Source organism: Dolichospermum heterosporum TAC447 (assembly GCF_024584745.1).
GTDB lineage: Bacteria > Cyanobacteriota > Cyanobacteriia > Cyanobacteriales > Nostocaceae > Dolichospermum > Dolichospermum heterosporum.
The window spans coordinates 5,601,185-5,615,368 of record NZ_CP099464.1; the positions used below are offsets into that span (position 1 = coordinate 5,601,185).

The following is a 14,184-nucleotide window of genomic DNA, read 5'->3' on the forward strand; positions in this document are numbered from 1 at the left end:
AATAGCAAAAATAAAGTTTTGGGATCAGAAATTTATGAGTATAAAAACATCCCCAGGAATTCACCCAATGTTTTCCTCATCAAGATTTTCTCAAGAAATTCAAGGAATCTTGAAAGTTCTAAGTAATGAATTTTTTCTAACTAATAATGGTGATAGGCTGTTTCTAGGTTATAGTAGCGAATATGAATTTATTGTGGTAGAACCAACATCTATTTACACAGATTTATTTAACCTTAATAAAGAGATTGTTGTTGTTTTCAGTCCTTATACAACCTTACAAGCTAGAACTTTAGATGTATTTGATAAGATAAGTGAGAGGTTTTCAGCATTAAGATTAGAAAAGATTTGTGGAATTTTAGTGAGCAAAGATCCTGATATTGAAACCTCTTTACCAAATCTAACTAAAAATGAACCAGAATCGCAAATTATTATTCCTTTCAATTACAATGAATTACAAGGCAATTTAGACACATTCTTCATTAGAAACAGATTTCGTAAATATTTCTACAGTAGAGACCTTTTTGCGTTTCAATCACCACTAAGAAAAGACATATATTTTTTTGGAAGAAATGATTTAATTCAAACAATAATTAATAGATACAAAAGTGGGGAAAATTCGGGTTTATTTGGTTTAAGAAAAACCGGAAAAACGTCTGTAATCTATGGTATTGAACGATCTTTGGGTAGAGAAGATATTACTTCAATATTTATAGACTGTCAGAACACTGCTTTCAATCAAAGAAGATGGTTTGAATCTTTATATTATGTTTGCAAAGCAACTAAAGATAAACTCGGTTTAAATGTTAAGCTTCCACAAGAAAGTGACTTCACTGAAAAAAACGCATCAATTCATGCTGAAACTTTTTTTAAAAGATGTAGAAAACAAGTAAATTGGCCACTATTCCTCATTTTTGATGAAATCGAAAATATTTCTCTGGTAACATCTCCTGCTTTACACTGGAGTCAAGGAATTGATTTTGTTCTTTTTTGGCAGACATTGAGGTCTATTTTCCAGAAAGGAGAGAATTTGATCTCATATTTAATTGTTGGTACAAATCCATCCTGTATTGAAAGACCTAAAATAGAAAAAATAGATAATCCTATCTTTAATCATTTTACTCCTTTGTATATACCTGGTTTTGATTTCAAAGACACTAAGGAAATGGTTAACAGGTTGGGTAGTGGAATGGGACTCAACTTTGATGAAACAGTCTATGCAAAATTAACTGAAGACTTTGGTGGCCATCCATTTCTCATTCGTCACGTTTGTAGTCTTTTAAGTAAAGAATTAGCTAGTTTAGATAGACCAGTTAGAGTTGATAGGCTATTATACCAGAATGCAAAAAATAAGTTTATTCGTAATAATAGTAACTATCTTGATATGATTCTGGTTGTTCTTACAGAATTTTATCCAGACGAATTTGAAATGCTAACTTTTCTTGCCAATGGTGATAATACAACCTTTAACGAATTCGCAGAACACAATCATTCTTTTACAGAACATCTTCTAGGCTATGGTTTAATTCAGAAAAGTACCTCTGGATATGACTTCAAAATAGATTCTATCCAAGAATATCTCCTTCAAAAAAGTAAATATAAAAAACTTACTAAAACGCTTTCCGAGAAGTGGCAAGAGATATCGGAAAGAAGGAATTTAGTAGAAATAAAACTAAGAAAAATTGTCAGAATGCAACTGAAAGCAGTGAAAGGTTCAGATGATGCCAAGCAAATTATTCTAGATATCTTCGGGGGTAAGAGAAAGTCTGAACTTGCGGGGTCAGATTATAATGACTTATTCAACCCTAATCACAGTGAAATATATTTCCTGGATTTAGCTAAAATTATTAGCAAAGAATGGGATGTCTTCAAAAATATTTTTTCTAATTCAAAGCGAGAAACATTTAAAGGATTAGATTTTATAAATCAATCCAGAGTAGATGCACACGCAAAAGACATTACAGATGAAGAATTTGCCTACTTTCGTATTTGTATGAGCAAAATAGAGAAAGATTTGGAAGAGTTTTTATAGTAGTAGGATATTTTATTGCAACGCGAAAAGCCTCCTACTTTATTGTTTATATAAAAGGCAATAATGTAGGAATCTCATCTGGACAATCAGCAATTAAATCAGCTTTATGAGTTTCCAATTCCTCCCTAGCTTCCATAACCATAAGTCACACCAATTGAAGCAATATTATTTTTCTTAGCTCCAATGATATCATGAAGGCGATCTGCTTACAGCAGCGTTTCAAGATTCCTACGGAGCGCTATCTCTATTCCTTCGGAACGCTACGCGAACGAGACGCTACCGCGAACGCTATCACACTTTTTATACAGTTATCGAACGCTTACCATATTCCTTACACAGTCAGAGCAAAGATATCACTATAATAGAAATATCAATCTTCACGGTTAACTGTAATGACTATCAAAGAATTACTCTTACAAGAAATTGACAACACCCCCAACGAACTCCTAGAGGATCTGCTGAGTTTTTTACAATCACTGAAAACAACTCCAAAACAGCCTCTAAGTACATATCAAGAACTCTTAGAACGAATTGATTACTTAGAAACAATAGTAGGTATTCGTAAAGGACTAGATGAATTTAAGCAAGGTGAAGGAATACCAGCCGATCAAGCATTAGCAACCCTAAAACACAAATTTAATATTCCTCCTCGCTCATGAATTACCAAGTTATTATTCAACCTACAGCTTTTCAAGAAATCGAAACTGCTTATCGTTGGATGTGCGATAATCTGAGTCCTGAAGTAGCAAACAATTGGTACTACGAACTTGAAGATGCTATAGCATCATTACAAAAATTTCCTAATCGCTGTATGATAGCATCAGAAGCAAAAGTAATTGGTGGTGAAGTTCGTCAACTCTGGATTGGAAAACAAAGAAAATATCGAGTTTTGTTTGTAGTCGAAGAAGATGTTATCGCCATTCTTCATGTTCGTCATAGTCGCCAATCTTATTTAAGTGAAGAGTCATAATGATGTTTATTAGCTATAGCATAATTTTCTGTAAGTATCGCTTTTGATGGAGATCAGAGTTGAGCGATCAAATCAAAGGTAGCAATGTAGCAATCTCATCTGGAAAATCAGCAATTAAATCAGCTTTGTGAGTTTCCAATTCTTCCCTACTTCCATAACCATAAGTCACACCAATTGAAGCAATATTATTTTTCTTAGCTCCAATAATATCATGTAGCCTATCGCCTATCATAACGACAGTAGAATCTAAAAGACTTTCCCTCTCTATAATGTAGGAAATTAAATCACCTTTCACACTTCTATTACCATCTAATTCACTACCATAAACACCATCAAACAAAGGTGCTAAATCAAAATATTCAATAATGCGTGTAGCATAAATTTGAGGTTTGGAAGTAGCTACAAAAGTTTGATAACCAGCAGCACGAATAATTTTTAGAGTTTCGGGAATTTGCGGATAAAGGGAGTTTTCAAATAACCCAATTGTAGAAAAGCGACTACGATATAGTAAAATTGCCTCCTCCAGTAATGTGTCATCAGAGGTTTGCAATAACTGGGAAAAACTGCTTTTCAGTGGTGGTCCAATACACCAAAGCAATTCATTAGCATCTGGTGGTTTATAACCAAGTTCCGATAACGCATATTGAATACAGCGAGTAATCCCCAGTTTAGGATCAGTTAGAGTTCCATCTAGGTCAAAAAGGACTGTGTGAGAAAGCATTTTGGTGAAATTAGATAGTTTTTATAGCAACCACTAAGGGGGTTAAAATATCAAATGATAGCGCACGTTGACGTAAGGTCATTGATAAAACTTAGACTCCAAGAAACTTTTAACACTGTCACCTGTCACCTGTTCCCTGTCACCTGCTATAACCTTTGCAGAAACTCAATATTTAACGGTAGTTTTTCTCCTAACCACAGAGAATGATCAGTATGATCTTTGACATCATCTCCCGTTTCTGGGTGAACCAAAATATCTAAACCTTCCCTATTAACCATTAACCAAGGCACAACTTCACCAAATTGATGTGGTAAAAAAGCTACTTGATACATGGATTTGGGGTGTGGTCCTATAGGCTGTTCATGCCAACGTCCTAATCTTACATCAAATTTAGCACCTAAACCTTCTCTTACACGAGCAGCCGATTCACGACTGACGGTATCAAAATAAATATGTGCATGAAAACCAGTAATATCAGTATTTGTATTCATAGTTCTTGATTTCACCTTTTGTTCTCAAGTATCCCGTTTTGGCACAGTTTAGCCAAGTATAACTCAATAATTATTTAGATATACTAATCATTAGTCAGCCATAAATTTAGTCAAACATCTATTTTCTTGTCAAACCACTTGAATTTTTCCTGGGGTCATGCAATACTACTAGAACAATCACCTGTAACTCGGTCAACAAACTGTAGTTTATATTTTACCCCAAGTATTATCTCAATAAGGGTGATGCACAGATAACTGGCAATAGTTATGTCTGCGCTAGTTTTGCTATTAGACATCTGCTGGAAAAGAATGTAGAGACGTTCCATGGAACTTCTTTACACCTAAATTATTTAAGATTTGGGATTTTGATGTCAACAAATTTCCCAAACACAAATCCTAATTTACTAAGGAATTTAAACATGGCTGACATTAAGATTTATAGTGCGGTTGTTTGTCCTTATGCTCACCGTACCCGCTTGGTACTTCAAGAAAAGGGTATTGATTTTGATTTGATTGAAATTGATTTGCAGAATAAACCAGAAGGTTTTACAAAAGTTTCTCCTTATGGAAAAGTACCTGCAATTACTCATGGAGAAAATCGGATTTGGGAATCAGCAGTTATTAATGAATATCTGGATGAAGTATTTCCCAACCCCCCGCTTTTACCTAATAAACCCATTGCTAAAGCTCAAGCTCGGATTTGGATAGATTTTGCTAATACTAGATTAGTTCCCGCTTTTTCTACTCTGTTACGCAGTTCAGATTTCCAAAAACAAGAGGAAGCCAAACAAAAACTCTATAAACATCTAGAATTTATTGAAAATGAAGGTTTAGGGAAACTTTCTGAAGATGGTCCTTACTGGTTTGGTGAATCTGTCAGTTTGGTTGATTTTACCTTTTTTCCCTGGTTTGAAAGATGGGCTGCTCTTAAACATTATCGTGGCTTTGGTATCCCTGCTGAATTTACTCGTTTAAAACAGTGGAAACACGCGCTCAAAGAACGTGAATTAGTGAAAGCGATCGCTCATTCTAAAGAGTTTTATATTGAGCGATATGCTAAATTTGCCGCTCCTGTGCCTGTCGCTGCTTAGTCAAACGCTGCATTGAAATATTCCTAAATTGAGAACACAGATTTATGAGTTATCAAAACATAGAAGTTAAATCAATTGCTGGACGCATCGGTGCAAAAATTAAAGGTGTTAATTTGGCTGATCACCTCAGTGATGAAATCATCAGCGAAATCAGAAAAGCCTTAGTTGAATATAAAGTCATCTTCTTTCGTGGACAGGAACTTGATGCTAATGGACAAGTAGATTTTGCCCGTCGGTTTGGTGAAATCACTACTGCACATCCCACAGTTCCATCACTTCCTGGACATCCAGAAGTATTGGATTTAGATTATAGCCGCACTGTTGCCCGTGCGAATAACTGGCACACCGATGTCACATTTGTAGATCGTCCGCCCCTTGGCTCGGTCTTGCGGGCATTGGTAATTCCGCCGGCGGGAGGGGATACTATTTGGGCAAATTCGGTGACTGCGTACCAAGATTTACCGGAGCATTTGCGTAATTTAGCGGATAAACTTTGGGCTGTACATAGCAATGCTTATGATTATGCCACAGCCTTTGATATACCGGAAGAAGTCAAATCTTACCGGGATGTGTTTACTTCAACGGTGTATGAAACCTTACATCCAGTGGTGAGAATTCACCCTGAATCTGGGGAAAAGGGTTTGTTTATTGGTGGTTTTGTGCGGCAAATTCGCGGTTTATCTCCCACTGAATCAGCCGATATTATTCGCTTGTTGCAATCTTATATTACACGACCTGAGAATACAGTACGTTGGCGGTGGAAAGTTGGTGATGTGGCATTTTGGGATAACCGCGCTACTCAACATTATGCGATCGCCGACTATGGAGATCAACCCCGTCGTGTGCAGCGTGTAACCATTGCTGGTGATCTTCCTTTAGGTATTGACGGTAAGTATAGTCAAGCCATTAAAGGAGATTCTGCGGCATATATTCCCAATCTTGTAGCAGCTTAACCTAACCCCCTAACCCCCTTCCCTTTAAGGGAAGGGGGGAAATCAAAACCTCTCTCCTACAAGGAGAGAGGTTTTAGATTTACAAGCATTAAATAATTGTAATTTGATAATTTAAGGAATTGGATTTTATGGCTTTAACACCTTCGACAATGTTACCTTTGGGAACTTTAGCACCTAAATTTAATCTCCCAGATGTGGTTTCAGGTAAAACGATTTCATTGGCAAACTTTGCTGATAAAAAAGTATTAGTAGTTATATTTGTTAGTCGTCATTGTCCTTTTGTGCAACATATCAAATTTGAATTAGCAAAATTAGGACAAGATTACAAAAATAGAAATGTAGGTATTTTAGCAATTAGTTCTAATGATATTAATACTCATCCTGATGATGCACCAGAACTACTTAAAGATTTTGCCCAAGAAATAGATTTATCTTATTCTTTACTTTATGATGAAAGTCAAAAAGCGGCTAAAGATTTTTTTGCAGCTTGTACTCCTGACTTTTTTATATTTAATGCTCATAGAAAGCTGGCTTATCGGGGACAATTAGATGATAGTCGTCCGAAAAATGATTTACCTGTGACTGGACAAGATTTGCGAAAAGCGATTAATTATGTTTTAGCAGATGAGGAAATTATTTGGCAGCAAAAGCCGAGTATTGGTTGTAATATTAAATGGAAAGCAGGGAATGAGCCAGTTTATTATAAAGTTCCGGTAGCGGTTGGGTAGTTAGGGATTTTCAGCAGTACAAGCAAGAGTGAGGATAACTTACTGGCTTTTACTGCTGTAAAATTTGGGAAAATTTATTTATACGGTGTGATCGCTTAATAAATAAACTTTTAGACCTGTATATGCACGCTAATTGAGTGGATACTATTTTTCTGATAAATATTGCTTAAACTTCACACTATAATTCACACATTTGTTCTATTATAGATTCACGAGACTAAAGGCAGTATTTCCTGCTTTCAGAACATACACAGTTTCCTGAAAACCAACGAACAAAGGATGGAGAGCAGTGGCCATAATCAATCCACTTATTGCACAACCGCCGAAAGAGGTGTCTTTTAAAAAAGCACCTCTAGTTCGTGTTATTGCACAAATACGCTTTCCGCTGATTACGTCAATTGAAAACAAAAGCTTTATAGGAGGATTTCAAGAAGCTATTAGAGATAAGTATCCAATATTACAACAAGAGCAGACCCGAAGTTTAGTTTTTGGTTCTCAAGGCGTTACCCAGTCTGAGCAAGTAACTTGGAGATTTGTAGATGCTCAAGGTAATTGGCGATTATCACTATCACCTGACTTCGTAGCACTTGAGACAACTGCTTATACAAGTCGTAGTGATTTTATAGCACGGTTAGAAACCTTGCTAACAGCACTTAATGAACACATTAAACCTAAAATTGTTCAACGATTCGGTGTGAGATATATTGATCGGCTCGTTGGACAGGCAGTAAATGATATATCTAAGCTTGTACGCTCGGAAATTACGGGTATCGTAGCATTAGACTTTGGAGAATATATTCATCAGAGTATCAATGAATCTTTGTTTAGTTTACCTGGGGGGGAAGACCAGATAATTGCGCGTTGGGGGTTAATTCCTCCTAATGGAACTTTTGATCCAGATGCAATTGAACCAGTTGATGAACCTAGCTGGATACTTGATTTAGATATGTCTCTTTCAAAACAACGAGATTTTGATGTTGAAGAACTTCTGAATGAAGCACAGCGTTTTGCTGAAAGAATTTATACTTTTTTCAGATGGGCAGTAACTGATGAATTTTTGCAGCATTTTGGAGGTGAACCATGACTTCTCTTTTAGATAGAAAACCTGAGCAGTTATCGGGTACTTCTGCCCGTGGCTCAATGCGTCCTCAGCATAATTACCGCCCCACTATTATATATAAAATTTTTTCAACTATTCCTATTACAGCAAGTACGACAGCAACATTTGATCGAAATTTATTACCTACTTTGGAGATGACAACGAGTGGGTTGACTTTTCCATCAACTAATTCTGCGGAAATAACACGGACTGCTATTAACCAACTGAGAAAGTTAAGTGGATTCACCTGGGATCAACTTGCTAGGCTTTTTCATGTTTCACGTAGAAGTATTCACTTTTGGGCAAGTGGCCAGCCATTATCTCGTTTTAATGAGGAGAAGCTTAATCGCCTTTTGGCTACTGTTCAGTATATTAATCGGGGAAGTGCCAGTCTTAATCGTAGTCTTTTATTAACTCCTGGTAGTGATAGTCAACTTCCTTTCGATCTCCTGGTAGCTAATGAATATGAAGAGGTAAAACGAATTATTGGTTATGGTAATGCTCCTGAAAGACCACAGTTAGCTCCCTTATCTGAGGATGCACGTGCGTCACGTAGACCACCCAATCCGGCTGATCTAGTTGATGCTCTACAAGAGCCTATCCATCGTGAAGTTGGACGATCCAAACCTGCTAGAGCGGTAAGGAGCCGCAAAAACGGTAGTGGACAATGAGCTTGATGTTTGGATTAAGGAAGTGGATGCTGCTCTTCAAGAATGGCAGCAAGGTGATTATGTGCTTGGCGAACATTGGTTTGTACAGCGTTTTCACCCTCAGCGTCCTCTAACACAAGAATCTACAGGTGTTGCACAAGAGGAGACTGATCTTGCTGAGTCAGAAGTCAGGGGTTTTGTAGTGGTTACGCAAACTTGCGATATTGTGCGTACTTGTCGCACTCGTCCATTTGTCGAAATAGTTCCTCTGGTGGAGGTTGATGAGAAGCAGTTATATCAAATTCAACGAAGTAGACAACCTCAATATGCTTATATTCCAGGAGTAGCAGAACTGAATCTAGTGGCTGATCTTGATCGTGTGATGACAGTAGAGAAGGCTGTTATTGCAGAATGGGAGCGCAAGTCTGGATGCCAAAATGATCAAGAGATTAGGGTATTAGGCCAAGCATTAGCGCGGAAACGAGCTAGATTTGCTTTTCCTGATGAATTCAATCAAGTTGCTAAAAAGTTGCAAACACGAATGCAAGATAAGCATGATAAATCTAGCCCTGAAGGTGAAGCTCTTCGTGCTTTGCGTGAAATTAGAGTATATGCAGAACCTTCTTGGAATGACGCTACAATCAACCTGACTTTTTTGTTTATCCGTGATGAAGAACAAGTTCAGTTTCAAGATATAAGGTGGGATCAACTTTGTGAAAATTGGTTGAAATTAATTCCACCATCCGGTCGTTTTCAATCAGTAGATGGCTTGGTAGTATCTTTGGAAGACATGACAGCAAAGGAATATGTTGAGAGTGATCCGCTAGATTTGGATAACTTATCATCCTGAAATCATTCTCGACATGAACCACCTATTGACAGGGGTTATTTTTAACATCTAATAGCGGTGAAATAGTTAACTTCTGTACAGTCTGATTAATTCGATTTCCAGGAATAATTATTTCTGTAAGATTTCCTAGATAATCTATCCCTTGTCAGAAATGGCTAACGCCACGCTGCGCTATCAGGATGTCCAGGATTAAAGGATTAACAGGATGAAAAAAATACTAGATACAGGACTTACTCAAAATATCTCTCAAACCCTCTTATCTTCGCGTCCTTCGCTTCTTCGTGGTTCATTATTCCGTGACTTGTCCGTAAGACCTAAGATAATTAAATCCTGTAAATCCTCAAATCCTATAAATCCTGATTCTGACCTAACCCACAGCATATTCTGTAAACTTCCTCATAAAAGGAGACTGAAACCCCAATACAATATCCTCCTTTGGAACTCCCACCGCAACTAAATTCTCCGCAATATCATCTTCTGTACCATTCCATTGCAGCCAAATTTTTTCACATTTAATATCAATATGAATAATACAACTATGTATCCATTCTTGACCTTCCCAACCTACATGAACTATTTGATAATGGTCACGTTGTGTATCAAAAATTGTCTCAACTTCTATATCTCCATTAGCAGGTTTTTGTTCGCTATATTCTTGTAAAATCTGCTGTACAAGCTGGCGATATCTAGTTAGTTTATCCATTCTGCAATTACCTCATGCTCTACATCATAAATAATCATTTTGACTTGATTCTCTTCAATCATATCTCTGGGAAAATCAAGATTAAAAAATGTCTTATAGGTTGTTAAAGGTACTGCTAAATACAAAACACGATCTGGCTGTCGTCTTCTTAATGCACCTCGATAATTAATAAACTGTCCTAACGCTGTATGAAATTCCGAAATTGCAGACGACCTCTCCAAAAAACTTTTGATTTCAAGAGCAATTTTTTCTCCTTCTCTTTCTGCCGCAATCAATTTTTCTGCGGCTAAATCAATAGACAGATTTACCCCGCCTACACTAATTGATAGGGGATCGTGAGTAATCTGCCAACCGTCCTTCTGTAGAGCTTTTTTGACAACTTCATGAAAGACATCTTTAGCCGACATACTGATCCCTAATTATATTTCCTACATATATCTTACAATATTAACGCATTTCTTCCTTTGCGCCTTTGCGCCTTTGCGTGAGACTATTTCCCCTATAAATCCTCATGCAAAGCCCCCAACTTCCTAATCTCCGGCCAAATTGCGGCTGTTGCCACCACCACCAAAATCGTCCCAATACCCCCACCAACCACAGAAAACACCGGACCAAATAAAGCCGCAGTCAACCCAGACTCAAAACCCCCCAACTCGTTAGAAGCACTGATAAACACACTATTGATAGCCGCCACTCGACCCCGTAAATGGTCAGGAGTGCGAATTTGCACCAAAGTATGACGAATTACCACGCTAATGCTATCCAACGCCCCACTTAATGCCAACATCAACAACGACAGCCACACCCAACGAGATAACCCAAAAATAATTGTCACAATCCCAAACCCGACAACCGACCAAAGTAATGCTGGACCGGCTTTACGAATAGGTGGCAAATATACCAACAATGCTGCCATAATCAATGCACCTATAGATGGGGCGGCTTGTAAATAGCCTAATTCCACAGGACCAACGTGCAGAATATCCTTAGCAAAAACGGGTAATAATGCCACTGCGCCACCCAGTAAAACTGCAAATAAATCTAGAGTGATAGCTGCGAGAATTAGTTGATTATTCCAAACAAATTCAGCACCAGCAGCTAGGGTTTTCAGGGATATTGGTTCTTTCTTAAAGTTGGTTTTTTGGGGTTTGATGGCTGCGGTGAGGAAAAAACATGATAGTGCAGCGATCGCAGATAATATATATACTCCCGTCGCACTCTTAAAAACAGCAATACTCAATCCTCCCAAAGCTGGACCAATTACCGACGCTAATTGAAAACTACTACTATTCCAAGTTGCTGCATTGGTAAAAGCACTCATCGGTATTAACTGCCACATCAGCGCATCACCGGCTGGTTTGAGAAATGCCCTAGCTACACCTGTTAATAATAAGCAAGCATAAATTAGAAAAACTGCACCTTGATAATAGGAAATAGCCGCTAAAGTTAGAGAACAAAACATTAATAGCAGCATTGCCAATAAAGTAATCTTTTTCCGGTCATTTTTATCAGCAACGTGTCCTGTAATCAAAGTTAGGGCAATCATTGGTAAAACCTGCGCCAACCCGATTCCCCCTAAGGCCATCGCTGAATTTGTCCGCTCATATAGCTCCCAGCCCAGCGCTACCGTCTGCATTTGTCCACCCGTGAAGAGGAGTACACGCCCAATGGTAAAGAGCCGATAATCTCGAAATCTCATGGCTGCCAAAGGATCGTGTTGTGCAGCCTTGCTGTTATGGTGAGTTGGTTTCTGTTTGCTCGAAGACATTTTTTAGTAGAGTCAAGCCTGATTCAATATGTGATACTTGCTCTGGTGTCAAACCCTCCAGAATCTCCGCAATTTCCCCGCGAGTTTTTTCCTGAGATTGCTCTAAAAGCAGTTTTCCCTCTCTCGTCAAATTCAGGACTACTCGTCGTCGTTCTTGAGGATTATCTGTCCGTTGCACCAGATTTCGTTGGACTAATTTTTCTATAGTTGTGGATGCTGTAGCACAGGTGACACCTAAATGATCTGCTACCTCAGATAAAGAAGCGCCGGGATTGCGATTCAGAAAAGCGAGCGATCGCAATTGTGGTATAGATAAAGAGTCAGAACTGTGCGATCGCATTTCGGCTCGGATAAACCGCATCAATAAGGGGACAGTTTCCATCACCCTAGCGGCACATTCTTCAGAGGGTTTATCCAAACTCATAAGACCGTTTTTCTCCAGATTACATTGCCACCCGTGGATAAAGTCGTCCACAGATGTAGGTTAAACCTATTAATGTTAGCAAGAGAATTGTACAATCTAACCCAAACCCATAAATACTTGAGCCATTCGCCAGCATTGCACCCCGTAAAGCATCCACTTGATATGTCAAAGGATTCAAGTGAGAAATGACCTTTAACCAACTTGGCATCAATGAAATAGGATATATGGCATTACTGGCAAAAAACAATGGCATGGTGATTAATTGCCCAATTCCCGTAAACCTTTCCCGCGATTTCACCAAACAGCCGATGATTAAGGAAAAAGTGCAAAAACAAGCTGCTCCCAAAAATATGACTAGGACAACTTGTAGGAAAGCCAAAGGATTGAGATTGAGGTGTACACCCAACAAAAATGCTAAAAGGTAAATAAACACCACTTGGGAAAAACAACGAATCCCAGCCGCAAAAGCTTTACCCAAGACAATCGCTGCACGGGGTATGGGTGCAACTAAGAATTTCTGCAAAATCCCTAAATCCCGTTCCCAAATTAATGTCATTCCCCCAGCAAAAATAGCAACAAACAGCGCACTCTGAGCCAAAATACCGGGAGTCATAAAATCTAAGTAAGGTAAATTACCTGTAGGGATAGCACGAGTCCGAGTAAATACTTGCCCAAAGATCAGCAGCCATAAAGCCGGTTGTACAGCCCTGATAATTAAATCACTAGGATCATGGCGGAGTTTCCGCACTTCCAATTCAGTAATTACCAGGGTTTTGGTAAATAGTTCTTTGATATTAGCAAAAATCCCGTTGGGGCGATTATATCTGGGTTCAGCCCAACCGTTGAGTGGTACGTCTGGTTCTTGCAGTCTCACGATAACTCACTCCTGATACTAATTGATTTCCTGCGTAGTGGATGAAGACATCATCTAAAGTTGCGTCTGGTTTCCCAATAGCTGCTTTTAAATCTGCGGGTGAACCGGTGATAATTTCTTTACCCTGGTTCATAATCACGACTCGATTACAAAGATGATCCGCTTCTTCTAAAAAGTGGGTAGTTAAAAAGATAGTTGTACCGTAATCAACACGAAGTTGTTGTACAAGTTGCCATACTTGTGTTCTTGCAACTGGATCTAATCCGACTGTTGGCTCATCTAGAAATAAGATTTGGGGTTGATGTAAGATAGCTTGAGCAATTTCCAGTTTCCGAATCATTCCCCCAGAAAAAGTTCTCACTAATTGATGTGCTACATCTTCCAAACCCATGAATTCCAGCACTTCAGAGATTTGCTGTTTTCTGCGTCGAGGGGGAATATCATACAATTTAGAGAATATTAACAGATTTTCGTAACCCGTCAAACTACCATCTGCTGATAAAGCCTGGGGTACATAACCTATTACTCTTCTAACTGCATCAGGTTGACGAGTCACATCATAACCGGCTAAGTATGCTTTCCCGCTACTGACTGGTAGCAAGGTAGTTAACATCTTAATTACTGTACTTTTTCCCGCACCATTGGGGCCAAGTAAACCAAAAACTTCTCCCGATGCAACGGAGATATTTAAAGCATCAACGGCTGTTGATTTTTCAAAGCGGCGCGTCAGTTCCAAGGTTTGCAATATTACCGATTTTGGAACTTGTGCAGGTATTTCCGCAGATTCTATTCTTCCCGTAAGTTTCGTCACGAGTCGGATTTACTTCCTTATT

General features: G+C 38.4%; 17 protein-coding genes. 9 read left to right on the plus strand and 8 right to left on the minus strand.

What is annotated here, in order from left to right:
• The first annotated feature begins 34 nt into the window (after window positions 1-34).
• The 3 genes from NG743_RS25535 (at window position 35) to NG743_RS25545 (ending at window position 2,999) form a co-directional block, all read left to right on the plus strand.
• Entirely contained in the window at window positions 35-2,029 is a 1,995-nt protein-coding gene (locus NG743_RS25535) for an AAA-like domain-containing protein (RefSeq protein ID WP_257121140.1), read from the plus strand.
• A 392-nt stretch (window positions 2,030-2,421) separates the two neighbouring features.
• Window positions 2,422-2,688, plus strand: coding sequence for a hypothetical protein (locus NG743_RS25540; protein ID WP_027401258.1), 267 nt, complete (start codon window positions 2,422-2,424; stop codon window positions 2,686-2,688).
• Window positions 2,685-2,999, plus strand: a complete 315-nt coding sequence (locus NG743_RS25545; RefSeq protein WP_027401257.1) for a type II toxin-antitoxin system RelE/ParE family toxin — start codon at window positions 2,685-2,687, stop codon at window positions 2,997-2,999. Before NG743_RS25540 ends, NG743_RS25545 begins: the two co-directional genes overlap by 4 nt.
• A gap of 67 nt (window positions 3,000-3,066) precedes the next feature.
• Here the strand turns inward: NG743_RS25545 and NG743_RS25550 are convergent, their stop codons facing one another.
• Window positions 3,067-3,720 carry an HAD family hydrolase gene (locus NG743_RS25550; protein WP_257121141.1) on the minus strand — a complete coding sequence of 218 codons (654 nt, stop codon included), beginning with the start codon at window positions 3,718-3,720 and terminating at the stop codon, window positions 3,067-3,069.
• A 146-nt stretch (window positions 3,721-3,866) separates the two neighbouring features.
• Window positions 3,867-4,211 (minus strand): DOPA 4,5-dioxygenase family protein, encoded by a 345-nt coding sequence (locus NG743_RS25555; RefSeq protein WP_027401255.1) that lies wholly within the window; start codon window positions 4,209-4,211, stop codon window positions 3,867-3,869.
• Window positions 4,212-4,630: 419 nt separating this feature from the next.
• Here NG743_RS25555 and NG743_RS25560 point away from each other — a divergent pair, with 419 nt between their 5' ends.
• The 6 genes from NG743_RS25560 to NG743_RS25585 all read left to right on the plus strand — a co-directional run bounded on the left by NG743_RS25560 (window position 4,631) and on the right by NG743_RS25585 (window position 9,582).
• Window positions 4,631-5,302 (plus strand): glutathione S-transferase family protein, encoded by a 672-nt coding sequence (locus NG743_RS25560; protein ID WP_027401254.1) that lies wholly within the window; start codon window positions 4,631-4,633, stop codon window positions 5,300-5,302.
• A 44-nt stretch (window positions 5,303-5,346) separates the two neighbouring features.
• Window positions 5,347-6,255 carry a TauD/TfdA dioxygenase family protein gene (locus NG743_RS25565; RefSeq protein WP_257121142.1) on the plus strand — a complete coding sequence of 303 codons (909 nt, stop codon included), beginning with the start codon at window positions 5,347-5,349 and terminating at the stop codon, window positions 6,253-6,255.
• 128 nt (window positions 6,256-6,383) lie between these two features.
• The gene (locus tag NG743_RS25570; protein ID WP_257121143.1) at window positions 6,384-6,983 is read left to right on the plus strand and encodes a thioredoxin family protein; all 600 of its coding nucleotides are present in this window, start codon (window positions 6,384-6,386) and stop codon (window positions 6,981-6,983) included.
• Between the two features lie 289 nt (window positions 6,984-7,272).
• Window positions 7,273-8,067, plus strand: a complete 795-nt coding sequence (locus NG743_RS25575) for a TIGR04255 family protein (RefSeq protein WP_193961977.1) — start codon at window positions 7,273-7,275, stop codon at window positions 8,065-8,067.
• Window positions 8,064-8,753, plus strand: coding sequence for a hypothetical protein (locus NG743_RS25580; RefSeq protein WP_027401250.1), 690 nt, complete (start codon window positions 8,064-8,066; stop codon window positions 8,751-8,753). The genes NG743_RS25575 and NG743_RS25580 overlap by 4 nt, the downstream gene beginning before the upstream one ends.
• Window positions 8,743-9,582: a hypothetical protein gene (locus NG743_RS25585; RefSeq protein WP_027401249.1), complete on the plus strand. Its 840-nt coding sequence runs from the start codon at window positions 8,743-8,745 to the stop codon at window positions 9,580-9,582. Before NG743_RS25580 ends, NG743_RS25585 begins: the two co-directional genes overlap by 11 nt.
• 367 nt (window positions 9,583-9,949) lie before the next feature.
• Here NG743_RS25585 and NG743_RS25590 read toward each other — a convergent pair whose 3' ends face one another.
• From NG743_RS25590 to NG743_RS25615, 6 genes are all read right to left on the minus strand, one after another.
• Window positions 9,950-10,285 carry a XisI protein gene (locus tag NG743_RS25590; protein WP_027401248.1) on the minus strand — a complete coding sequence of 112 codons (336 nt, stop codon included), beginning with the start codon at window positions 10,283-10,285 and terminating at the stop codon, window positions 9,950-9,952.
• Window positions 10,273-10,692 (minus strand): XisH family protein, encoded by a 420-nt coding sequence (locus tag NG743_RS25595; protein WP_027401247.1) that lies wholly within the window; start codon window positions 10,690-10,692, stop codon window positions 10,273-10,275. The genes NG743_RS25590 and NG743_RS25595 overlap by 13 nt, the downstream gene beginning before the upstream one ends.
• 92 nt (window positions 10,693-10,784) lie before the next feature.
• Window positions 10,785-12,053: an MFS transporter gene (locus NG743_RS25600; protein WP_257121144.1), complete on the minus strand. Its 1,269-nt coding sequence runs from the start codon at window positions 12,051-12,053 to the stop codon at window positions 10,785-10,787.
• The gene (locus tag NG743_RS25605) at window positions 12,019-12,477 is read right to left on the minus strand and encodes a MarR family winged helix-turn-helix transcriptional regulator (RefSeq protein ID WP_027401245.1); all 459 of its coding nucleotides are present in this window, start codon (window positions 12,475-12,477) and stop codon (window positions 12,019-12,021) included. Before NG743_RS25605 ends, NG743_RS25600 begins: the two co-directional genes overlap by 35 nt.
• Window positions 12,478-12,496: 19 nt before the next feature.
• A complete protein-coding gene (locus tag NG743_RS25610; RefSeq protein WP_193961974.1) occupies window positions 12,497-13,351 on the minus strand; it encodes an ABC transporter permease in 855 nt (284 codons plus the stop codon).
• Window positions 13,308-14,162 carry an ATP-binding cassette domain-containing protein gene (locus tag NG743_RS25615; RefSeq protein WP_257121145.1) on the minus strand — a complete coding sequence of 285 codons (855 nt, stop codon included), beginning with the start codon at window positions 14,160-14,162 and terminating at the stop codon, window positions 13,308-13,310. The genes NG743_RS25610 and NG743_RS25615 overlap by 44 nt, the downstream gene beginning before the upstream one ends.
• Window positions 14,163-14,184 lie beyond the last annotated feature (22 nt).

Bases quoted from the DNA above. Each gene is read 5' to 3' on its own strand.
- NG743_RS25535 (WP_257121140.1), top strand. From the start codon at position 35: ATGAGTATAAAAACATCCCCAGGAATTCACCCAATGTTTTCCTCATCA.
- NG743_RS25540 (WP_027401258.1), top strand. From the start codon at position 2,422: ATGACTATCAAAGAATTACTCTTACAAGAAATTGACAACACCCCCAAC.
- NG743_RS25545 (WP_027401257.1), top strand. From the start codon at position 2,685: ATGAATTACCAAGTTATTATTCAACCTACAGCTTTTCAAGAAATCGAA.
- NG743_RS25550 (WP_257121141.1), bottom strand. From the start codon at position 3,720: ATGCTTTCTCACACAGTCCTTTTTGACCTAGATGGAACTCTAACTGAT.
- NG743_RS25555 (WP_027401255.1), bottom strand. From the start codon at position 4,211: ATGAATACAAATACTGATATTACTGGTTTTCATGCACATATTTATTTT.
- NG743_RS25560 (WP_027401254.1), top strand. From the start codon at position 4,631: ATGGCTGACATTAAGATTTATAGTGCGGTTGTTTGTCCTTATGCTCAC.
- NG743_RS25565 (WP_257121142.1), top strand. From the start codon at position 5,347: ATGAGTTATCAAAACATAGAAGTTAAATCAATTGCTGGACGCATCGGT.
- NG743_RS25570 (WP_257121143.1), top strand. From the start codon at position 6,384: ATGGCTTTAACACCTTCGACAATGTTACCTTTGGGAACTTTAGCACCT.
- NG743_RS25580 (WP_027401250.1), top strand. From the start codon at position 8,064: ATGACTTCTCTTTTAGATAGAAAACCTGAGCAGTTATCGGGTACTTCT.
- NG743_RS25590 (WP_027401248.1), bottom strand. From the start codon at position 10,285: ATGGATAAACTAACTAGATATCGCCAGCTTGTACAGCAGATTTTACAA.
- NG743_RS25595 (WP_027401247.1), bottom strand. From the start codon at position 10,692: ATGTCGGCTAAAGATGTCTTTCATGAAGTTGTCAAAAAAGCTCTACAG.
- NG743_RS25600 (WP_257121144.1), bottom strand. From the start codon at position 12,053: ATGTCTTCGAGCAAACAGAAACCAACTCACCATAACAGCAAGGCTGCA.
- NG743_RS25605 (WP_027401245.1), bottom strand. From the start codon at position 12,477: ATGAGTTTGGATAAACCCTCTGAAGAATGTGCCGCTAGGGTGATGGAA.